The sequence below is a fragment of the Citrobacter sp. CK199 genome (genome assembly GCF_030333285.1).
Taxonomy (GTDB): Bacteria; Pseudomonadota; Gammaproteobacteria; order Enterobacterales; family Enterobacteriaceae; genus Citrobacter_B; species Citrobacter_B koseri.
The window spans coordinates 270,135-291,871 of record NZ_JAOWGF010000028.1 but is presented as its reverse complement, the minus strand read 5'-3'; the positions used below and the strand labels follow the sequence as shown (position 1 = coordinate 291,871).

Sequence of the window (21,737 nt, the reverse complement as noted above, 5' to 3'; positions counted from 1 at the left end):
TAATCCTGTCATAAAGGAGTGTGTTATGTCTCAAACTATCGACCTGACCCTGGACGGTCTGTCCTGTGGTCACTGCGTCAAACGCGTGAAAGAAAGTCTTGAACAACGTCCTGACGTTGAACAGGCGGACGTCACGGTAACCGAAGCGCACGTTACCGGCAGCGCCAGCGCCGAAGCGCTTATTGAAACCATTAAACAAGCCGGTTACGGCGCGGAGTTAAGCCACCCAAAGGCTAAACCGCTGGCGGAGTCATCAATCCCGTCGGAAGCACTGACAGCGGTTCCCCCTGAGCTTCCGGCAGCGACGGTCGATGATGAAAGCCAACAGTTGCTGTTAAGCGGCATGAGCTGCGCCAGCTGTGTTTCCCGGGTGCAAAACGCATTGCAAAGCGTACCGGGCGTCACACAGGCACGGGTAAACCTGGCGGAACGCACTGCGCTGGTAATGGGCAGCGCGTCCGCCGCAGATTTAGTGCAGGCGGTAGAGAAAGCAGGCTACGGCGCAGAAGCGATCGAAGATGACGTTAAACGCCGCGAACGCCAGCAGGAAACCGCACTCGCTACCATGAAACGTTTCCGCTGGCAGGCGATTGTCGCGCTGCTGGTCGGCGTGCCGGTGATGGTCTGGGGGATGCTCGGCGACAACATGATGGTCACCGCCGATAACCGCAGCCTGTGGCTGGCAATCGGCCTGGCGACCCTTGCCGTGATGGTTTTTGCGGGCGGACACTTCTACCGCAGTGCATGGAAAAACCTGATGAACGGCACCGCCACGATGGATACGCTGGTGGCGCTCGGCACCGGGGTGGCCTGGCTCTATTCGATGAGCGTCAACCTGTGGCCGCAGTGGTTCCCGATGGAAGCGCGCCATCTCTATTATGAAGCCAGTGCGATGATCATCGGTCTGATCAACCTCGGACACATGCTGGAAGCCCGCGCGCGCCAGCGCTCTTCTAAGGCGCTGGAAAAATTGCTCGACTTAACCCCGCCGACAGCGCGCGTGGTCACTGATGACGGTGAAAAAAGCGTACCTCTGGCGGATGTACAGCCGGGCATGTTGCTGCGTCTGACCACCGGCGACCGTGTGCCGGTAGACGGTGAAATCACTCAGGGTGAAGCCTGGCTGGATGAAGCGATGCTCACTGGCGAACCCATCCCGCAGCAGAAAGGCGAAGGCGACAGCGTTCATGCCGGAACCGTGGTGCAGGACGGCAGCGTGCTGTTTCGCGCAAGAGCAGTCGGCAGCCATACCACTCTGTCGCGCATTATTCGCATGGTGCGCCAGGCACAGAGCAGCAAACCGGAAATCGGCCAGCTTGCCGATAAAATCTCCTCGGTGTTCGTGCCAGTCGTGGTGGTGATTGCCCTGGTGAGCGCAGGTATCTGGTATGTCTTTGGGCCGGCGCCGCAAATTGTTTACACGCTGGTGATCGCCACCACCGTCCTGATTATCGCCTGTCCGTGTGCGCTGGGTCTGGCGACACCGATGTCGATTATCTCGGGCGTCGGACGCGCCGCTGAATTTGGCGTCCTGGTACGCGACGCCGACGCGCTGCAACGCGCCAGCACGCTGGACACCGTGATATTTGATAAAACAGGTACGTTGACGGAAGGTAAACCGCAGGTCGTCGCCATCAGGACATTTGGCGATACCGATGAGGCGGGCGCCTTACGTCTGGCGGCAGCGCTGGAACAAGGCTCCAGCCACCCGCTGGCGCACGCTATCCTGGAAAAAGCCGCCGACGCCGCCCTGCCTCAGGTGAATAACTTTCGGACGTTACGTGGCTTAGGCGTTAGCGGCGAAGCGGACGGGCATACGTTGCTGTTAGGCAATCAGGCGCTGCTGAATGAACAACAGGTTGTCACGACCGCAATGGACGATGAAATTTCAGCGCAGGCTTCTCAGGGGGCAACGCCCGTATTGCTGGCGATTGACGGAAAAGCCGCGGCGCTGCTGGCGATCCGCGATCCGCTGCGCAGCGACAGCGTCGCAGCGCTTCAGCGCCTGCACCGCGCCGGGTATCGTCTGGTGATGTTAACCGGGGATAACCCGACCACCGCCAACGCCATTGCCAAAGAAGCCGGGATTGATGAGGTGATCGCGGGCGTGCTGCCGGACGGTAAAGCCGATGCGATTAAGCGTCTGCAAAGTCAGGGACGTCAGGTCGCAATGGTCGGCGATGGCATCAACGACGCACCGGCGCTGGCGCAGGCGGATGTCGGCATCGCGATGGGCGGCGGCAGCGACGTGGCGATTGAAACTGCGGCGATAACCCTGATGCGCCATAGCCTGATGGGCGTGGCGGACGCGCTGGCCATCTCACGGGCGACCCTGCGAAACATGAAGCAGAACCTGCTCGGCGCGTTTATCTATAACAGCATCGGCATCCCCGTTGCCGCCGGGATTCTGTGGCCGTTCACCGGCACGCTGCTTAACCCGGTTGTGGCAGGCGCGGCAATGGCGCTTTCCTCAATTACCGTGGTGAGCAACGCCAACCGGTTGTTGCGCTTTAAACCAAAAGAGTAAGGCGCCTGCGCTAACGCTTATCCGGCCTACGCAGCACTCTCATCGTAGGCCGGATAAGATGCTTTTGCGTCGCCATCCGGCATTTCACGCATTGCACCTTCCAGAGCCACACGCTAGCATGGTTTTCCACTAAGGGAGGGCGTATGGATCTGTTATACCGGGTAAAAGCGTTATGGGCTGCACTGCGCGGCAACCATTATACCTGGCCTGCCATCGACATCATGTTACCCGGCGATCGCTGTTTTCATCTTGTGGGCAGTATTCACATGGGAACGCACGATATGGCCCCCCTTCCGGCAAAACTGCTTAAAAAGCTCAGGCAGGCGGACGCGCTGATTGTTGAAGCCGATGTTTCAGGCAACGATTCGCCTTTTACCGACCTGCCTGCCTTTGCCGACCTGGATGAGCGAATTAGCGACGAGTTACGTCAGCGCCTGCATAAAATCACCCATGAACTGGGCATTTCCCCTTCTCTCTTTTCGACCCAGCCGTTATGGCAAATCGCCATGATATTGCAGGCGACTCAGGCGCAACAACTGGGGCTGCGACCGGAATACGGTATTGATTACCAGTTGCTGAAAACGGCAAAACAGGCGCAAAAACCGATCATCGAACTGGAAGGCGCTTCCAGCCAGATCAATCTGCTGTGCCAGCTCCCTGACAACGGACTGGCGCTACTGGATGATACCCTGACGCACTGGCATACCAACGCCAGACTGCTGCAACAGATGATGAGCTGGTGGCTGAAATCGCCCCCGCAGAATAATGCTATTTCGTTGCCGAATACCTTCAGTCAGTCGCTGTATGATGTGCTGATGCATCAGCGAAATGTCGCCTGGCGGGAGCGTCTGCATGCCATGCCGCCAGGGCGGTACGTCGTGGCGGTCGGCGCGCTTCATCTTTACGGGGAAGGCAATTTGCCTGCGCTGATGCGTTAAAAAAAATGGCCAATATTTCTATTGGCCCGTCAAAGAGGAATTTCATCGTTATTATTATGCCAGGACGTAGCGCCCTGGTTATGTCGATTGTCGCTCAAAGTCACCATCCTGCCAATACTATTGCGCAAGATGGTACTATTTTTTAGACCACCATCAGGCGTATGCTTTAAGGGTATTTTGTCTGGGCCAGGAATAATTGCTATGACACCCGCCGTAAAATTACTCGAAAAAAACAACATTACTTTTCAGATCCACGCCTACGATCACGATCCGTCAGAAACCAATTTTGGCGATGAAGTGGTGCGCAAATTAGGCCTGAATCCTGATCAGGTTTACAAGACGCTGCTGGTTGCCGTAAACGGCGATATGAAGCACCTGGCGGTCGCGGTAACGCCCGTTGCCGGACAGTTGGATCTGAAAAAAGTAGCGAAAGCGCTGGGAGCTAAAAAGGTCGATATGGCCGATCCGATGGTCGCCCAACGGACGACAGGTTATCTGGTCGGCGGCATCAGCCCGCTGGGGCAGAAAAAACGGCTGCCGACGCTGATTGACGCGCCAGCCCAAACGTTCGCCACCATTTATGTTTCCGGCGGCAAACGCGGGCTGGACATCGAGCTGGCGGCGGGCGATTTAGCCAAAATTCTGGATGCGAAATTCGCCGATATCGCACGCCGGGATTAAGCGATTTTAGAATGATTGCCTGATGGCGCTACGCTTATCAGGCCTACAAACCGCATTGACCCGTACCGGCACTACGCCCTGTTACTGCCAGCTGACTTCGCCCTTCGGCTCATACGCGCTGGCATCCAGCGGTGAGTTCTTCTGCACGTACTCTTTCAGCACTTCCGCATCAATAAACCCGGTATTCACGTATCCCGGTTTATTATCAATTTGCGGATACCCGTCGCCGCCCGTCGCATTGAAGCTCAGCGTCGCCATCCGGTAGGTTTTCGCCGGGTCAACAGGCTCGTCTTTAATTTTCAGGTCATGAAGTTTGCCGTCTTTCGCCACAAAACTGACGTTCGCAAACTGCGGATACGCCCCGGAATCCGGCTTCATCTGCGCGACGGCGGTCAGGTAATCAATTACCTCTTTACCGCTCATGTCGACATAGACCACAACGTTGCCAAACGGCTGCACCTTGAGCACGCTTTTATAGGTAATGTTGCCGCCTTCAATGGAGTCGCGAATCCCCCCGCCGCTCATCACGCCGAAATCGGCGCTGGTGCGCGCGATTTGCGCGGCCAGAATCAGATGGCCCATATTAGTCTGCACAAAGCGAACTTTGTTGCGATCCCCTTCAAGACGACCATTGACGCTGCCAATCTTCACGTCCAGCTGCGCTTTACCTTTGTTCTGGAATGGCGTCAGAAGCGAGAGCATTTGCTGATTTTCTGAAATTTCCGGGGTGTAAAGTACGCGCTCACTTTTCCCGTTATCCCAGGTGACTTTCTTCTTCAGGTTTACCGGAATGAGCTGATAGTTGACCATTTTCATCTCGCCGTTACGGAACTCAAAGTCCGCGCGGCCAACGTATTTTCCCCACTCATGCGCCTGCACAATCCAGATGCCGTTCTGCTTATCCGGCGCGCAAGGCGTACCCGGCACATAATCAACCTGCTTTTTGTTTTCGGACGCCATGCACACCGGGTCCTGTGAGTGACCACCCACAATCATCGCCAGCGAGCCTTTTGGCAGACTACGCGCCATTTCAACATCGCCCGGCGCGTTCGAACCGTGATCGCCGTTGTCATAGTGCCCCATGTGGGTAGTAGCGATAATGATGTCCGGCTTTTCATTCACTTGCAGTTCCTGAATCACCACCTTCGCCTCTTCGGCCGGTTTACGGAACTCGATATCGGTGAAGAATTCCGGGTTACCGATCTTCGCCGTGTCGTCCGTCGTCAATCCGAGGACGGCGATTTTCAGATCCTGGCGTTTAAAAATAGCCCAGGGCTTGAACAGGCGTTCTCCGGTACTCTTTTGGTAGATATTGGCGGAGAGGAAGGGGAATTTGGCCCACTTTTCCTGCTGACGCAGCACGCTGAGCGGATTATCAAACTCATGATTACCGACGGCCATCGCATCGTAGCCAATCAGGTTCATACCACGAAAGTCAGGTTCCGCGTCTTGCAGGTCGGATTCCGGTACGCCAGTGTTAATGTCGCCGCCGGAAAGCAGAAGCACGCTGCCGCCTTCAGCCGCAACCTCTTTGCGAATGCCGTCCACCAGCGTTTTTTGCGCCGATAAACCGTACTCGCCGTATTCGCTGCGCCAGAAATGGCCGTGGTGATCGTTAGTATGCAGGATGGTGATTTTATAGGTTTTATCTTTTTCATAAGCCTGAACAGGCTGGCTTGCCAGCGTAAACGCGGCAAACAATGCCAGCGCCACACCCCGTTTCAAAAATTTCATGCTTCTCTCCCTGACTCAATATCAACCGCTGAAATTACAATGATCTGAAATAATAGTCGAAAATGTTTTCAGAATTGAGACTTCCTTCAAACACCGTCCACAGGTATGTTAGTCGAGTAATAATTACAAATTCGATTATCCCCAACATCGCAAACAAAACAGAAGTGACATTCTATGGCAATGAGTGAACCAACCCAGCCGTTAGCGGGCGCCTCTGCTGCGGCGACTAAAGCACGCACCTCGTTTGGCATCTTAGGCGCGATCAGCCTGTCTCATTTGTTGAACGATATGATCCAGTCGCTAATTTTAGCGATTTACCCGCTGCTGCAATCAGAGTTTTCCCTGACCTTTATGCAGATAGGGATGATTACCCTGACCTTCCAGCTCGCCTCCTCCCTGCTCCAGCCGGTCGTCGGATACTGGACGGATAAATATCCCATGCCGTGGTCGCTCCCCATTGGGATGTGCTTTACGCTGAGCGGTCTGGTACTGCTGGCGCTGGCGGGCAGTTTTGGCGCTGTGCTGCTGGCGGCGGCGCTGGTCGGCACCGGTTCTTCGGTATTTCATCCAGAATCTTCCCGCGTGGCGCGTATGGCCTCCGGCGGGCGCCACGGGCTGGCGCAATCCATCTTCCAGGTTGGCGGCAACTTCGGCAGCTCGCTGGGGCCGCTACTGGCTGCTGTCATCATCGCGCCATATGGCAAAGGTAATGTGGCCTGGTTTGTATTAGCCGCGTTGCTGGCCATTATTGTGCTGGCGCAGATCAGCCGCTGGTATGCCGCGCAACACCGGATAAGTAAAGGAAAACCGAAGGCGACCATCGTCAATCCGCTGCCGCGCAATAAAGTGATACTTGCCGTCAGCGTGCTGTTAGTCCTGATTTTCTCCAAATACTTCTATATGGCGAGCATCAGCAGCTATTACACCTTTTATCTGATGCAAAAATTCGGATTATCGGTACAAAACGCACAGTTTCATCTGTTTGCCTTCCTGTTTGCCGTTGCGGCTGGAACGGTAATCGGCGGGCCTCTGGGTGATAAAATAGGCCGAAAATATGTTATTTGGGGCTCAATTCTGGGTGTAGCGCCGTTTACTCTCGTTTTACCCTATGCAACCCTGCACTGGACGGGGATTTTAACCGTGATAATTGGTTTTATCCTCGCATCGGCCTTTTCTGCCATCCTGGTGTATGCGCAGGAACTGCTTCCGGGGCGTATCGGTATGGTTTCTGGGCTCTTTTTCGGTTTCGCGTTCGGTATGGGAGGCCTTGGCGCTGCGGTATTAGGCCTGCTCGCCGACCACACCAGTATTGATTTGGTCTACAAAATATGTGCTTTCCTGCCACTTCTGGGGATACTGACCATATTCTTGCCTGACAACCGACATAAAGCCTGATTTTCCTGCGGCCAAAGGTAAACTTTGGTCGCACTCTCTTCCAGTCACCGTAAGCCTTTAGCTCACAGACACCCCGCCAGTTTTCCAATCCGTGCCTTTTTTATTCTAAATTCCACTTTTCATCAAATTTCAACAATTATTCATAAACATAAACATCGAAATTGTCATAAACTATTACCTGGAATTTTGGTTTCTCTGGCGCCATCGTTTGTGAGGCTGTGCGAGCGATGACGCCAGGGCGACCAAAAATGGATCAACATAACGACCAAAGGAGACGGAATGCATCACGCCACCCCGCTTATTACCACCATTGTTGGCGGCCTCGTGCTCGCTTTTATACTCGGCATGCTTGCCAATAAACTGCGTATTTCTCCTCTGGTGGGATATCTGTTAGCGGGCGTTCTTGCGGGGCCATTTACTCCGGGTTTTGTCGCGGATACCAAACTTGCGCCTGAACTGGCGGAGCTTGGCGTAATCCTGCTGATGTTCGGCGTCGGGTTGCACTTTTCATTGAAGGATCTGATGGCGGTAAAGGCCATCGCCATTCCCGGCGCGGTCGCCCAGATAGCCGTGGCGACGTTGCTGGGTATGGCGCTTTCAGCGGTGTTGGGCTGGTCGCTCATGACCGGTATCGTCTTCGGGTTATGTCTTTCAACCGCCAGTACCGTGGTGCTGCTGCGCGCGCTTGAAGAGAGACAGCTTATTGACAGTCAGCGCGGGCAAATCGCCATCGGCTGGCTGATTGTGGAAGATCTGGTGATGGTTCTGACGCTGGTTCTTCTGCCCGCCGTGGCGGGAATGCTGGAAAAAGGCGATGTCGGCTTCGCGTCGCTGGCAGTTGATATGGGCATCACCATTGGTAAAGTGGTGGCGTTTATCGCCATTATGATGCTGGTTGGGCGCCGTCTGGTGCCGTGGATTATGGCGCGCAGCGCCGCTACCGGCTCCCGTGAACTGTTTACCCTTTCCGTGCTGGCGCTGGCGCTGGGCATCGCCTTTGGCGCCGTCGAACTGTTCGATGTCTCCTTTGCGCTGGGCGCTTTCTTTGCCGGGATGGTGTTAAACGAATCAGAATTGAGCCACCGCGCCGCGCACGATACGCTGCCGCTTCGCGACGCCTTTGCGGTCCTGTTCTTTGTCTCCGTCGGGATGCTGTTTGACCCGTTAATCCTGATTCAACAGCCGATGGCGGTACTGGCTACGCTGGCCATTATTATCTTCGGTAAATCGGTTGCCGCTTTCTTCCTGGTTCGCCTGTTCGGGCACTCGCCGCGCACCGCGCTGACCATCGCCGCCAGCCTGGCGCAGATTGGTGAATTTGCCTTTATTCTGGCAGGTCTGGGCATGGCGTTGGATCTGCTGCCGCAGGCAGGGCAGAACCTGGTGCTGGCGGGCGCGATTCTGTCGATTATGCTCAACCCGGTGCTGTTTGCGTTGTTAGAGAAATACCTCGCCAAAACGGAAACGCTGGAAGAGCAGACGCTGGAAGAAGCGATCGAAGAAGAGAAGCAAATTCCGGTGGATATCTGCAACCACGCGCTGCTGGTCGGTTTTGGCCGCGTCGGTAGTCTGCTGGGCGAAAAACTGATGGCGGCAGGCATTCCGCTGGTGGTCATTGAAACCTCACGTACCCGCGTGGATGAGCTGCGTGAACGCGGTATTCGCGCCGTACTGGGGAATGCCGCTAACGAAGAGATCATGAATCTGGCGCATCTGGACTGCGCTCGCTGGCTGTTGCTGACCATTCCAAACGGTTACGAAGCCGGTGAAATCGTGGCCTCCGCCCGCGAGAAATGCCCGCACATTGAGATTATCGCACGCGCGCATTATGACGATGAGGTGGAATACATCACCGAGCGCGGGGCGAATCAGGTGGTGATGGGCGAGCGTGAAATTGCCCGCACCATGCTGGAGCTACTGGAAACCCCGCCCGCAGGCGAAGTGGTGACGGGTTAAACGGTGTGATGCCGAATGGCGGTGTAATCACCTTATCCGGCCTACGATTTTCTTGTAGGCCCGATAAGCGCAGCGCCATCGGGCAATAACTCAGCGATCCCAGTAAGACTCTTCGAGGCTGTCTTCCCGTTCCGGCAGACCGCGCGTCAACCGCGGGGAATGCTGGTTCAATACCTGATAACTCACACGGTTCGCATACTTACACACCTGCGCCAAAGACGAATAGGTCAGCCAGGTGAATTTATGCTTGCTGGAGTTAGGCACATTGGTGCGGTGATAATTATTGGCGGTAATATCATGTAACAGCGCCGCCAGCGCGCCGTCTCCCGCGCCATTGGTGTTCATGATTTTTTCCGGCCCGCCCATGTACGGGGCGATGTGCGAGTAGACCCGCAGCGGATGGAGACAATCTTTATGCCGCATCGCACGGCTGAACTCATACTGATTAAACTCGGCAATCGCCCCCGGCAGCAGCGGGTGCTGGGTTTTGCGTTTCGCTTCATCTTCGGTAAAGCCCGCCATATACAACCCAATCGGCCCGGCGGTACACAGCACCAAATCCACCCAGTCCAGCGCCTTATCAGACGCCAGCAGCGGATCGTTCTCGCCGGTTAACGCTTCCGCCTCTTCTTCATTCATCGCCAGAATGGAGACATGCTCTTTGAGGAACGCCTGCCACCACTGCGGACTATCGGCGATAACAAACTTCGTCCCCAGGGTCAGCACCACCGGCACATTATGCTTTTTCGCGTACTCAATGGCTTTCATGGTCGCTTCCGGCATCGGCTCGCCCGGTTTACAGCGCACCAGATAGGAGGTCAGCACCAGCGCAGATGCACCCGCAATCACCGATTCCGGGATGCTCTCCGCCCGAAGCTGGTTCATGTGGCCGGGACTGATGGCGAAGGTACGCTCGCCGGATTCGCCAATCAGCGTAAAGCAGCGGCCAATGGGGCCATCAACCCCTTGCAGGTGGTTGAGGTCGGTACGGCTCGATGTGTTACATAAATAGCGATAGGCGTAGCTGCCAATCTCAATGTTGCTGCACATCACGCCCAGCAGAACGGAGCGATCGTCCGCCAGCACCGAGTAGTTGTGCATGGTGTTACCAATGGTGCCACCGGCAAACTGGTGGGTGATCAGGTTTTCACGCACCAGCTCCTGATACAACGCTTCTGCGACATCATCCTCAATCACCAGAGAATGCCCGGCGCTCAATCCATAACGTGTCACAAAGTCATCATCGACTTTCGCTTCAATATCCACCAGCGTCTGATCGATACCAACCACCCATGACGCGCTGGTTTCATTTTCAGCCTGAATTTGTTGCAACAGCGGGTCACGGGCATTAACGGGGAAATAGTGTTTGGATTTACGTTTACCGGGAAATTTCATGATTGTGTTTACAGGTGGATAACTGAGCGGTGCATGGTAGCACATTCCCCCCTGCCCGCGCGACGAGGCGCGGAGTTTCAATATCGGACGGTGAGATCGCAGTTTATTGGCGATCGCTTTCTACAATGGAGGCATTTCACAAGGAGCGCGTTATGAAGCCAGAAAACAAAATTCCCGTTCTCGATCTTATTTCTGCGCAGATGAGGGCCGTCATCAACGTTCATCAGGCGGAGCTGCCGCCGTGGCCTGCGGATGACATTGCGGCGCAGCGCCAGCACTACACCCGCGAGCGCCGGTTCTGGAACGCCGGAGCGCCGCAGATGGCAACGCGGGCGGCGGCGGTTCCCACATCCTACGGCGAGGTCGCCACGCGTCTGTATTATCCACAGCACAACAGCAGAGCAACGCTGTTTTATCTGCACGGCGGCGGATTTATTCTCGGCAATCTGGATACCCATGACCGCATTATGCGGCTGCTGGCGAGCTATACGCGGTGTACGGTCGTCGGCATCGACTATACGCTCTCTCCCGAGGCGCGTTTCCCACAGGCGATTGAGGAGACCGTCGCGGCATGTCGGTTCTTTCATCAACGCGCCGATGAATACGCATTGAACATGGCGCAAATCGGTTTTGCCGGGGATTCCGCAGGCGCTATGCTGGCGCTCGCCAGCGCGCTGTGGCTGCGCGATAAGCAGATTGTATGCGGGAGCGTGGTCGCCACGCTGCTGTGGTATGGTCTCTACGGGTTACAGGATTCGCCCAGTCGCCGTTTGTTTGGCGGAGAATGGGACGGCTTAACCCGTCAGGATCTGGAGAGGTATGAAAACGCCTATCTGCGTGACGAGCAGGATCGCGAATCCCCCTGGTATTGCCTGTTCAATAACGATCTGACCCGCAATGTGCCGCCCTGCTTTATTGCCGGCGCGGAGTTCGATCCGTTACTTGATGACAGCCGTCTGCTGCACCAGACGCTCCAGGCGCATAATCAGCCCAGTGAGTACCGGATGTACCCCGGCACGCTGCACGCCTTCCTGCACTATTCACGCATGATGAAAACCGCTGACGATGCGCTACAGGATGGCGCGCGTTTCTTTATGGCGCAGTTAAAATAGCCTCAGAGGTACGGTGCGGTCAGCTTCAGCATCATATCGATGTGTTCCGGCGCGGCATTGAGCGCCGGAATGTATTCGTATTTTTTACCGCCCGCCTCAAGGAAGATTTCCCGGTTTTGCAACGCGATCTCCTCCAGCGTTTCCAGACAATCCGCCGCAAAACCCGGACACATCACCTGAATATGCCCGGTGCCTTTTTCGCCCAGCATTTTCAGCGTTTCGTCAGTATACGGCGTCAGCCACGGCTCGCGGCCAAAGCGCGACTGGAAGGTCATCATCACTTTTTCTGGCGCCAGACCAAGCGCGGAGACCAGTTCACGGGTAGTATCGCGACAGCGTTGCGGATAGTCGTCGCCTTCATCAGCGTAACGCTGCGGGATGCCGTGATACGAGAGCAGCAGCAAGTCCGGCTCGCCATGTTGGGCAAACGAGGCACGGGCGCTATTTGCCAGGGCGGTGATATAGCTATTGTCATCAGCGTAGTCACGAATAAACGAGACGCCTGGAATACTGCGTTTACGCGCCAGAATACGCGCCAGTTCGTCCCAGACGGCCGCCACCGTCGAACAGGAGTATTGTGGGTAGAGCGGCAGCACCACGATGTGATCGACGTGGTTCGCCAGCAGTTCATCCACCGCGCTTTCCAGCGACGGCGAACCGTAGCTCATCCCCAGCGCAACGGGCGTATCCGGGAGACGCTCTGCCAGCGCCTGCTGTTGCTCCCTGCTGTAAACCAGCAACGGCGATCCGCCTTCCTGCCAGATAGACTGGTACAGTTTTGCGACACGCGGCGCGCGCAGCGGCAAAATCACACCACGTAAAAGCGGCCACCACAGCAGGCGGGAAGTATCCACCACGCGCTCATCGCTTAAAAATTGCTTCAGATAGCGTTTAACCGCTTCAGGAGTTGGGGCATCGGGAGTGCCGAGGTTAGCCAGCAGGATACCGGTTTTCGTCTGACGCATTACCGCCTCTTATTGATTCAAATTGTTGATAATTGTAGCGGAAAAGCGAGGAAGAAGAACTAATTGCTGTGAGAGGTAAGATGAGAATTTGCCTGATGGCGCTACGCTTATCAGGCCTACAAGAAAATCGTAGGCCGTAGGCCCGATAAGCGCAGCGCCATCGGGCAATTTACGGATTAACCGAGGATTTTTTCAAGGTCGGCACGCACATCGGCAACGGCCTGAGTACCGTCCACTTTCGCGTATTTAGTGTTACCCGCTTCCGCTTCTTTCTGGTAGTAACCAATCAGCGGCGCAGTCATCTGATGGTATTCCACCAGACGCTTACGAACGGTCTCTTCCTGATCGTCTTTACGGGTGGTCAGCTCTTCGCCGGTCACATCGTCCTTGCCTTCCACTTTCGGCGGATTGAATTTGATGTGATAAACACGGCCAGACGCCGCGTGCACGCGGCGGCCCACGATGCGGTCAACGATCAGCTCGTCCGGTACGTCGAATTCGAGAACATAGTCAACCGCAATGCCCGCTTCTTTCATGGCGTCAGCCTGCGGAATTGTACGCGGGAAGCCGTCCAGCAGGAAACCGTTGCGGCAATCGTCCTGCGCGATACGCTCTTTTACCAGCGCAATCACCAGCTCATCGGTCACCAGCTTGCCGGCGTCCATGATGTCTTTCGCTTGTTTACCCAGCTCGGAGCCAGATTTCACGGCGGCACGCAGCATGTCGCCAGTGGAGATTTGCACAATACCATATTTCTCCATGATGAACTGAGCCTGAGTTCCTTTACCCGCGCCCGGAGCGCCAAGCAGAATGATACGCATTACGAAAATCCCCTTAAAGGTTGTCGATATTTTTTAAAAAAGCGCTAAACGATACCACCATCACGCAATTCGCTCAAGGAAGGCGCCCTGCGCTGAAACGGTTAACGGCGGGAAAATGAAGAAAAAGAGAGGATAAAATAAAAAATGCCCAATGGCGCTGCGCTTATCGGGCCTACATAAGCAACCTGCTCGTAGGCCGGATAAGCATTAGCGCCATCCGGCATGACGCGGTGCCGATTAAGACACCAGCAACTGGTTCATACGACGGATAAACTGGTTCGGATCTTCCAGCGTACCGCGTTCGGCAAACAGCGCCTGATCCAACAGCAGCTCTACCCATTCGTTAAACTGCGCTTCGTCCTGGGTATCCGCCGTGCGTTTCACCAGTACGTGATCCGGGTTGAGTTCAAAGATGTATTTCACTTCCGGCACGGCCTGACCGGCAGCGGCAAACAGCTTCGCCATCTGGGTACTCATCTCATCAGCGTCGGTGGTGACAATGGCCGGAGTATCGGTCAGACGATGCGTCAGACGCACCTCTTTCACACGATCGCCCAGCAGGGTTTTCACGCGCTCAACGAACGGCGTCAGCGCTTTTTCCGCTTCTTTTGCGCTTTCATCGACTTCATCCGCCAGTTTTTCCAGCGATTCGTCAACTTTAGATACGGACTGGAACACCTTACCGTCGAACTCGGTCAGGTAATTCATCATCCACTCATCAATGCGATCGGAAAGCAGCAGCACTTCGATGCCTTTCTTACGCAGCAGCTCCAGGTGCGGGCTGCTCTTCGCCGCCGCGTAGCTGTCTGCCGTGATGTAGTAGATCTTCTCCTGCCCTTCTTTCATGCGGGAGATATAATCTTCCAGAGAGACGGTTTGTGCGGAAGAGTCCGTATGCGTTGAGGCAAAGCGCATCAGTTTCGCGATGGCTTCCTGGTTGGCATGATCTTCCGCCGGGCCTTCTTTCAGCACCAGACCAAACTGTTTCCAGAAGGTCTGGTATTTTTCCGCATCGTCTTTCGCCAGTTTTTCCAGCATTTGCAGAACACGTTTGGTCAACGCGCTGCGCAGGTTGCGGGTAACTGTGCTGTCCTGAAGGATTTCGCGGGAAACGTTCAGCGGCAGATCGTTGGAATCAATCAGACCACGCACGAAGCGCAGGTAGTTCGGCATAAACTGCTCGGCGTCGTCCATGATAAAGACGCGCTGTACGTACAGTTTCAGCCCATGTTTATGATCGCGGTTCCACATATCCCACGGCGCCTGAGACGGGATGTACAGCAGGCTGGTGTACTCCTGCTTACCTTCCACGCGGTTGTGGCTCCAGGTCAGCGGGTCGGTGAAGTCGTGAGCAATGTGCTTGTAGAACTCGTTGTACTCGTCGTCTTTGATTTCTGACTTATTACGCGTCCACAGCGCCTGCGCCTTATTGATTTTCTCCCAGGAGACGATCGTTTCACCGTCTTTTTCTTCCTGTTTTTCAATCTCTACCGGCAGTGCGATATGGTCGGAATATTTGCTGATGATGGAGCGTACGCGCCAGTCATCAAGGAACTCGTCTTCGCCTTCACGCAGGTGCAGGGTGATTTCCGTACCGCGATCGTCTTTAGTGATATCCGCAACGGTGTACTCACCTTCGCCCGCTGATTCCCAGAACACGCCGTTTTCCGGCTTATCGCCCGCCGCGCGGGTACGCACGGTCACTTTATCCGCAACGATAAACGCAGAGTAGAAGCCGACCCCGAACTGGCCGATCAACTGGCTGTCTTTCGCCTGATCGGAACCCATGGATTCAAGGAAAGATTTAGTGCCGGATTTCGCAATGGTCCCCAGATGATCGATAACGTCATCACGGTTCATCCCCACGCCATTATCGGCGATGGTCAGCGTACGCTTATCTTTATCGAAGGAGACACGCACGCGCAGCTCGCCGTCGCCTTCATACAGATCCGGGTTCGACAGCGCGCGAAAACGCAGCTTGTCCGCCGCATCTGAGGCGTTAGAGATAAGCTCACGCAGGAAAATTTCTTTATTGGAGTACAGAGAATGGATCATCAGGTGCAGAAGCTGTTTTACTTCTGACTGAAAACCACGAGTTTCTTGTCCTTTCATTGGATAAATACCTCAACAATGCCATTTACAAGGTCAAAATGCGTTGAGGGAGAAATGGGGACGGGAAATGAGTTTTCAAGCGGGAGAACGCGAATGTTCTCCCGATTGATTAAAAACGAATCTTATGACGCCCGGCAAGCGAGTGGGACAGCGTGGTGCCGTCGACCATTTCCAGTTCTCCGCCCACCGGTACGCCGTGGGCGATACGGCTGGCTTCAACGCCATATTGCGCGCAAAGTTCGGCAATATAGTTCGCGGTAGCCTCCCCTTCGACCGTCGGGTTGGTCGCGAGGATCACTTCGCTGAGCTGTTCTGACGCCAGACGCTGCTCCAGACGATCGAGACCGATATCGTCCGGCCCGATACCATCGAGCGGCGACAGATGCCCCATCAGTACGAAGTAGCGGCCAGAGAATTGCCCGGTCTGTTCGATGGCGTAGATGTCCGCCGGACTCTCCACCACGCAGATTTGACCGTTTTCCTGACGACGCGGATTCGAACAGATATTGCACACGTCCTGCTCAGTGAAGGTGCGGCAATCGGCACAGTGGCCGATTTCCGACATCGCCCGGGTGAGCGCTTGCGCCAGACGCATCCCGCCGCTGCGGTCACGCTGAAGCAGCGTAAACGCCATGCGCTGCGCTGACTTCGGGCCAACGCCCGGCAGACAGCGCAGTGCTTCCATAAGCTGAGTTAACAGCGGGCTGGTTTGCATCAGAACGGCATCTTAAAGCCAGGCGGCAGTTGCATACCGGAGGAGACAGACGCCATCTTCTCTTTCTGGGTCTCTTCAATGCGACGCGCCGCATCGTTGAACGCCGCAGCGACCAGATCTTCCAGCATCTCTTTGTCATCTTCCAGCAGGCTTGGGTCGATTTCCACGCGGCGGCAGTTGTGCGCACCGTTAATGGTCACTTTCACCAGACCTGCGCCAGACTCGCCGGTGACTTCCAGTTTGGCGATTTCTTCCTGCATCTGCTGCATTTTTTCTTGCATCTGCTGGGCTTGCTTCATCAGGTTGCCCAGACCGCCTTTTCCAAACATAAGCTCTCTCTCTTGATGGTTTACAATCGCAAGCCGGGCTTACGATCAAATGGGGCGAATACTCTCTTCATCCAGATCCGCGTCAAAGAATCGACGCAGCGTCTGAATGTTGTTATCCGCGATAATCGACTCACGCGCCTGCGCAAGTTTCTCTTCATAAATCGCCTGACGCCACTCCAGCGGCGTTCGCACCGCCGGATTATCATCTTCAACGATGGTCAGTTCAACCGTCGTTCCCGTCAGGGCGCTCAATGCTTCTGCCAGCTTTTGCTGCGCGCCAGTGGAGTTAAGGTGTCGCTGCGTGGAGCGCAGATGCAGGCAAATGGTATTGCCGTTCTCCTCTTTCCAGGCGTTTAACGCCACCTGTTCCACCAGCTTCGGCAGGGAGAGCTGGCTAATTTGTGCCGCCCACGGATCGCGTTCAGTCGCTTCCGTGGCCAGTTTGGTCGCCAGTTCCGGTGTTTTTTCATGCTCCAGCGCCTTTTTCAGCGCTTTCGGCGTGGCCACAACCTCTTTTACTTCCACCACCGGATTGGTCGCCTTCCAGCGGTAGGCTTCTTTCTTCGTCGGCGTCTGTTCCAGCGCAGACGGCGCCGGACGCGCCTGAACGCGTTCAGAGACAGAGGCTAATCTTTCCAGCGCAGCGTTATTTACCGGCCGCGCGCGGGAAGCGGCTGCCGGTTCACTCTTTTTTGTTTTGGTTGCTCCCTGAGCACGCTGAAGCTGGTTGCGCGCCGCCAGCACCTGGCTGGTGGCATCTGGCAACGGCACCTCCTGGCGTACCGGAGCGGACTGTTGCGAAGGCACCTGCGTCGGCGTCATCACCGCCGTTGGCGCGACCGGCGCAAAAGATTGCTGCGGCCTTTCCGGTTCCGGCAGCGGCATACGTGGGTGGAATGCCAGCGCGCGTAATAGCGTCATTTCAACGCCCATCCGTCTGTCCGGCGCGTAAGGCAATTCTTTGCGGCCAATCAACAGCGTCTGGTAATAAAGCTGTATGTCCGCTGGCGGCACGGTTCGCGCCAGTTCACGCATGCGCTGCTCAATCGCCGCCATATCGTTACCCAGCGCGGCAGGCGACAGCTGCACCATCGCAATGCGGTGCAACAGCCCCAGCATTTCGACCAGCAGCGCTTCCCACTCAATACCGCGCGCGGCGGCATCGTTCACCAGCGACATCACGCGCTCGCCATTGGCGGCAACCACCGCCTCGACCAGCGAAAGCGCCTGGTCATCATCCAGCGTGCCGAGCATCGCGCTCACCGCCTGGGTGGAGACCTGCCCGTCACCGCTGGCGATCGCCTGGTCGGTCAGGCTGAGCGCATCGCGCAGGCTGCCGTCCGCTGCGCGGGAGAGCAGTTGCAGCGCGCGCGGCTCATGCGCGATATGTTCTTCGTTAAGGATATGCTCAAGCTGATGGCGAATTTGTTCGACATCCAGCGCCTTGAGATGGAATTGCAGGCAGCGCGACAAAATCGTCACCGGCAGCTTCTGCGGATCGGTGGTCGCCAGCAGAAACTTGACGTGCGCGGGCGGTTCTTCGAGCGTTTTAAGCAACGCGTTGAAGCTGTGCCGCGAGAGCATATGCACTTCGTCGATCAGATAGACCTTAAAGCGGCCGCGCGCGGGTGCGTACTGGACGTTGTCCAGCAGGTCGCGAGTATCTTCCACTTTGGTGCGCGACGCGGCGTCGATCTCAATCAGATCGACAAAACGCCCCTGCTCGATTTCCCGGCAGTTGTCACATACGCCGCACGGCGTGGCGGTGATGCCGGTTTCACAGTTTAGTCCCTTCGCCAACAAACGGGCGATGGAGGTTTTACCGACGCCACGGGTGCCGGAAAAAAGATATGCGTGATGAATACGCCCTAACGACAAGCCGTTCGCCAGTGCGGTCAGCACATGTTCCTGGCCGACGACGTCAGCAAAGGTTTGTGGGCGCCATTTTCGGGCTAAGACCTGATAACTCATTGGCTGGCTCTGAAACGCTGGAAGGTGGATTCATGAGGGGAATGCTAACACAACCTCGCAAATACAGCGAGGTTGTGAGGCTTTATTCGCGACGCTCACCCTTTTGAGCCGCCGCAAGCGGCGTTCAAAACGCAAATGCGTTTTGTCGGGCACTGGCCGGAACCAAAGTGGCGAATAAGATAGCCTGAATCAGTGCCCCGGGAAGGGAACCAGGCTATAACAGGTAATCCCCTGTTTTGCCAGACGCTGCTCACCACCCAGATCGAACAGATTGATGATGAAAGCGGCATCGGTCACTTCCCCACCCAGACGACGGATCAGCTTCACAGTCGCTTCAATTGTGCCGCCGGTCGCCAGGAGATCGTCCACCACCAGCACTTTATCGCCCGGTTTGATGGCATCAACGTGGATTTCCAGCTGATCGGTGCCGTACTCCAGCTCATAGCTTTCAGCGATCGTTTCACGCGGCAGTTTGCGCGGTTTACGCACCGGAACAAACCCGACGCCCAGGCCCAGCGCGACCGGCGCGCCAAACAGGAAGCCACGCGCTTCGGTGCCGACAACTTTGGTGATGCCTGCATTTTTGTATCGTTCAACCAGCAATTCAATGCTGAGCGCATAGGCTTTCGGGTCTTCCAGCAAGCTGGTGACATCACGGAAAAGAATGCCCGGTTTCGGGTAGTCGAGAATGCTTTTAATGCTATTTTTGAGAAACTCAAGCTGCTGTGCAGTCGCGGTCATGGATATATGCCTGCTATTACGGTGTTACTCACGGCGCGAATTAAGGGGGTCAAAGTAACGATTGTTTAACCTTTAACCGTCTGCGCCTGTGCTCGAAAACGGTCGAATTTACTGGCTGCGTAAGACAATTGCAACAGCGATTATTGCGCTTCAGTGCTTTTGTTGCTTTTCATCAATCACCGGTATCCGCCACATAAAAATCAACAGGCAGGCCAGGATCGCCAGCAGCAGTATTCGTACCCACATCATATGCACCAGCCAAAGCGAGATACCGAATGTAATCAATATCAACGCAATAGCGCGCGGTTTCGCCCCCGGCGGCATCGCGCGATGCTTTTGCCAGTGACGCAAATAGCCGCCAAACCAGGAGCGGTAAAGCAGCCAGTCATGAAAGCGCGGCGACGAACGGGCAAAACACCAGGCCGCCAGTAAAATAAACGGCGTAGTAGGCAATAGCGGCAACACGACGCCCAGCGTCCCTAACACTACCGCCAGCCAGCCAATGATGATTAAAATAGTACGTTTCATAATGACAGTACGTAGCACACAAGGCTGCTACTGTAGCATAACAGTTATCATTTTCATCGGAGTGTTACATTGAAAACCGCCATGCTGTTACACAGGCTGGAAAGCCAGCTCGCCAGTCTGCGCCAGCAGAGCGCGCCGCTGGCACAGCATGCGACGCTCAGCGCACGCTTTGACAGGCATCTTTTTCGCACCCGCAGCACGCTATTGAAGGCGTATCTGGATGAAGCCGGAACCAACCTTGACGCGTTGCGCCATGCGGTTGAACAACAGACGTTGCCGCAGATTGCCTGGCTGGCGGAACGCCTGGTTTCACAGATTGAGGCGATAACACGGGAAACCGCGACCTGGTCGCTCAGGGAGTGGGACAGCGCCTCCCCGGGGCTGGCGCGCTGGCAACGTAAACGCGTAAAACATCAGGAGTTTGAGCGTCGTCTGCTGGAAATGACCGAGGAGCGTAAAGCCCGTCTGGCACAGGTCACCGGCTTCACCGAGCAGCAGGCGCTGCACCGGGAAATCGAGGCGTTTGAAGGCCGTCTGGCGCGCTGTCGCCATGCGCTGGAAAAAATAGAGCGCGTACTGGCGCGCCTGACCCGTTAACCACTGGAGAAAATATGTCGCTTGAGAATGCCCCGGACGACGTCAAACTGGCCGTCGATCTGATCGTCCTGCTTGAAGAGAATCAGCTGCCCGCGCAAACCGTGCTACGCGCGCTGGAAATTGTGAAGCGTGATTATGAAAACAAACTAAAAAACGCGGAAGACGCCTCGCAAAGCGATTAAAAGGGAGCTGGTGCGTCCTCACCGTCAATGTCAGAGTCTGCGTCGGGACACAATGACGACGGACAGTTCATGGAACGACTTTCAACCACGCCGCATGATGCGGTATTTCGGCAACTGCTGACGCAAAAAGCGATCGCGCGGGATTTTTTACAGATCCATTTACCTGACACCTTTCTTCGCATCTGCAATCTGGATTCCCTGACGCTGGAGTCAGGAAGTTTTGTCGAAGACAACTTACGGGCCAGCTATTCAGACATCCTCTACTCCCTGCAAACTACGCATGGACCAGGCTACGTTTATGCGCTGATTGAGCATCAAAGCAAACCCGATAAATTCATGGCGTTTCGCCTGATGCGTTATGCCATCGCCGCCATGCAGCGGCATCTTGATGCCGGGCACGACACGCTGCCGTTAGTGGTTCCCTTACTGTTCTACCACGGATCAATTAGTCCGTGGCCCTACAGCCTGAACTGGCAGAATATGTTTTGTGAGCCCGCGCTTGCCAATAGCCTTTACAGCAATGAATTTGCGCTGGTAGACCTGACCGTAATGCCGGATAATCAGATCATGCGGCATCGGCGAATGGCGATGCTGGAGTTACTGCAAAAGCATATACGTCGACGCGATCTGGCCGAATTACAGGATCAATTAATCACGCTATTAACGCAGGAACACCTGACCCGTAGCCAAATCAGCGTGCTGATACACTATATGTTGCAAGTTGGGAATACCACGGACCCCGGCGCGTTGATCCGCAAACTGGCCAGCAGCGCCCCCCAGTATAAGGAGCAACTGATGAGCATTGCCGAATGGCTGGAAGAGAAAGGCAGAGCAGACGGACTGCAAAAAGGAATGCAACAGGGAATGCAGCAAGGACGGCAAAAGGGCTTAGAAGAAGGTCGTCAGGCCGAAGCGCGCAGCATCGCTCTCAAAATGCTCAACAGCGGTCTGGCCCCCGATCTGATCACCCACCTAACCGGACTCTCGCCAGAAGAGCTGTCTGCGCTCTCCCATTAGAGGCACTCAGGGCGGCCAGGC

19 protein-coding genes and 1 other annotated feature are annotated in these 21,737 nt (G+C 55.6%); of the genes, 9 read left to right on the top strand and 10 right to left on the bottom strand.

The window, feature by feature from the left end; translation table 11 throughout:
* The first annotated feature begins 25 nt into the window (after positions 1-25).
* The 3 genes from copA (at position 26) to ybaK (ending at position 4,146) form a co-directional block, all read left to right on the top strand.
* Positions 26-2,527: a copper-exporting P-type ATPase CopA gene (gene copA / locus OGX75_RS16355; RefSeq protein ID WP_286451450.1), complete on the top strand. Its 2,502-nt coding sequence runs from the start codon at positions 26-28 to the stop codon at positions 2,525-2,527.
* A 143-nt stretch (positions 2,528-2,670) separates the two neighbouring features.
* The gene (locus tag OGX75_RS16350) at positions 2,671-3,465 is read left to right on the top strand and encodes a TraB/GumN family protein (protein ID WP_286451451.1); all 795 of its coding nucleotides are present in this window, start codon (positions 2,671-2,673) and stop codon (positions 3,463-3,465) included.
* A 201-nt stretch (positions 3,466-3,666) separates the two neighbouring features.
* Positions 3,667-4,146: a Cys-tRNA(Pro)/Cys-tRNA(Cys) deacylase YbaK gene (gene ybaK / locus OGX75_RS16345; protein WP_012133493.1), complete on the top strand. Its 480-nt coding sequence runs from the start codon at positions 3,667-3,669 to the stop codon at positions 4,144-4,146.
* An 81-nt stretch (positions 4,147-4,227) separates the two neighbouring features.
* Here the strand turns inward: ybaK and ushA are convergent, their stop codons facing one another.
* Positions 4,228-5,880 (bottom strand): bifunctional UDP-sugar hydrolase/5'-nucleotidase UshA, encoded by a 1,653-nt coding sequence (gene ushA / locus OGX75_RS16340; RefSeq protein WP_199971331.1) that lies wholly within the window; start codon positions 5,878-5,880, stop codon positions 4,228-4,230.
* 174 nt (positions 5,881-6,054) lie between these two features.
* Here ushA and fsr point away from each other — a divergent pair, with 174 nt between their 5' ends.
* On the top strand, positions 6,055-7,275 hold the full coding sequence (fsr, locus tag OGX75_RS16335; RefSeq protein ID WP_012133495.1) for a fosmidomycin MFS transporter: 1,221 nt from the start codon (positions 6,055-6,057) through the stop codon (positions 7,273-7,275).
* 279 nt (positions 7,276-7,554) lie between these two features.
* The gene (gene ybaL, locus OGX75_RS16330; RefSeq protein WP_047458388.1) at positions 7,555-9,231 is read left to right on the top strand and encodes a YbaL family putative K(+) efflux transporter; all 1,677 of its coding nucleotides are present in this window, start codon (positions 7,555-7,557) and stop codon (positions 9,229-9,231) included.
* Between the two features lie 90 nt (positions 9,232-9,321).
* Here ybaL and gsk read toward each other — a convergent pair whose 3' ends face one another.
* Complete coding sequence (gsk, locus tag OGX75_RS16325; protein ID WP_286451452.1) at positions 9,322-10,626, bottom strand: inosine/guanosine kinase; 1,305 nt, start codon at positions 10,624-10,626, stop codon at positions 9,322-9,324.
* A gap of 152 nt (positions 10,627-10,778) precedes the next feature.
* Here gsk and aes point away from each other — a divergent pair, with 152 nt between their 5' ends.
* The gene (gene aes, locus OGX75_RS16320; RefSeq protein WP_104868980.1) at positions 10,779-11,738 is read left to right on the top strand and encodes an acetyl esterase; all 960 of its coding nucleotides are present in this window, start codon (positions 10,779-10,781) and stop codon (positions 11,736-11,738) included.
* A 2-nt stretch (positions 11,739-11,740) separates the two neighbouring features.
* On the opposite strand, the gene hemH is transcribed toward aes, so the two are convergent.
* The 8 genes from hemH to OGX75_RS16280 all read right to left on the bottom strand — a co-directional run bounded on the left by hemH (position 11,741) and on the right by OGX75_RS16280 (position 19,920).
* Positions 11,741-12,703, bottom strand: coding sequence for a ferrochelatase (gene hemH, locus OGX75_RS16315; RefSeq protein WP_047458399.1), 963 nt, complete (start codon positions 12,701-12,703; stop codon positions 11,741-11,743).
* A gap of 176 nt (positions 12,704-12,879) precedes the next feature.
* The gene (gene adk / locus OGX75_RS16310; RefSeq protein WP_012133500.1) at positions 12,880-13,524 is read right to left on the bottom strand and encodes an adenylate kinase; all 645 of its coding nucleotides are present in this window, start codon (positions 13,522-13,524) and stop codon (positions 12,880-12,882) included.
* A 237-nt stretch (positions 13,525-13,761) separates the two neighbouring features.
* Positions 13,762-15,636 (bottom strand): molecular chaperone HtpG, encoded by a 1,875-nt coding sequence (gene htpG, locus OGX75_RS16305; protein WP_286451453.1) that lies wholly within the window; start codon positions 15,634-15,636, stop codon positions 13,762-13,764.
* Positions 15,637-15,745: 109 nt separating this feature from the next.
* Positions 15,746-16,351, bottom strand: a complete 606-nt coding sequence (gene recR, locus OGX75_RS16300; protein WP_012133502.1) for a recombination mediator RecR — start codon at positions 16,349-16,351, stop codon at positions 15,746-15,748.
* A complete protein-coding gene (locus OGX75_RS16295) occupies positions 16,351-16,680 on the bottom strand; it encodes a YbaB/EbfC family nucleoid-associated protein (protein ID WP_001515903.1) in 330 nt (109 codons plus the stop codon). The genes recR and OGX75_RS16295 overlap by 1 nt, the downstream gene beginning before the upstream one ends.
* A 45-nt stretch (positions 16,681-16,725) precedes the next feature.
* Complete coding sequence (gene dnaX, locus OGX75_RS16290) at positions 16,726-18,651, bottom strand: DNA polymerase III subunit gamma/tau (RefSeq protein ID WP_130028223.1); 1,926 nt, start codon at positions 18,649-18,651, stop codon at positions 16,726-16,728.
* Positions 17,329-17,393, bottom strand: a sequence feature (DnaX frameshifting element). (Overlaps the previous gene by 65 nt.)
* A gap of 189 nt (positions 18,652-18,840) precedes the next feature.
* Entirely contained in the window at positions 18,841-19,392 is a 552-nt protein-coding gene (gene apt / locus OGX75_RS16285) for an adenine phosphoribosyltransferase (RefSeq protein WP_047458406.1), read from the bottom strand.
* A gap of 150 nt (positions 19,393-19,542) precedes the next feature.
* Positions 19,543-19,920 carry a DUF454 family protein gene (locus OGX75_RS16280; RefSeq protein WP_012133505.1) on the bottom strand — a complete coding sequence of 126 codons (378 nt, stop codon included), beginning with the start codon at positions 19,918-19,920 and terminating at the stop codon, positions 19,543-19,545.
* Between the two features lie 69 nt (positions 19,921-19,989).
* Here OGX75_RS16280 and priC point away from each other — a divergent pair, with 69 nt between their 5' ends.
* The 3 genes from priC to OGX75_RS16265 all read left to right on the top strand — a co-directional run bounded on the left by priC (position 19,990) and on the right by OGX75_RS16265 (position 21,716).
* Positions 19,990-20,517 carry a primosomal replication protein N'' gene (gene priC, locus OGX75_RS16275; protein ID WP_024130585.1) on the top strand — a complete coding sequence of 176 codons (528 nt, stop codon included), beginning with the start codon at positions 19,990-19,992 and terminating at the stop codon, positions 20,515-20,517.
* Positions 20,518-20,531: 14 nt separating this feature from the next.
* Complete coding sequence (gene rsmS, locus OGX75_RS16270) at positions 20,532-20,699, top strand: pleiotropic regulatory protein RsmS (protein ID WP_012133507.1); 168 nt, start codon at positions 20,532-20,534, stop codon at positions 20,697-20,699.
* Positions 20,700-20,768: 69 nt separating this feature from the next.
* Entirely contained in the window at positions 20,769-21,716 is a 948-nt protein-coding gene (locus OGX75_RS16265) for an Rpn family recombination-promoting nuclease/putative transposase (RefSeq protein ID WP_286451454.1), read from the top strand.
* Positions 21,717-21,737 lie beyond the last annotated feature (21 nt).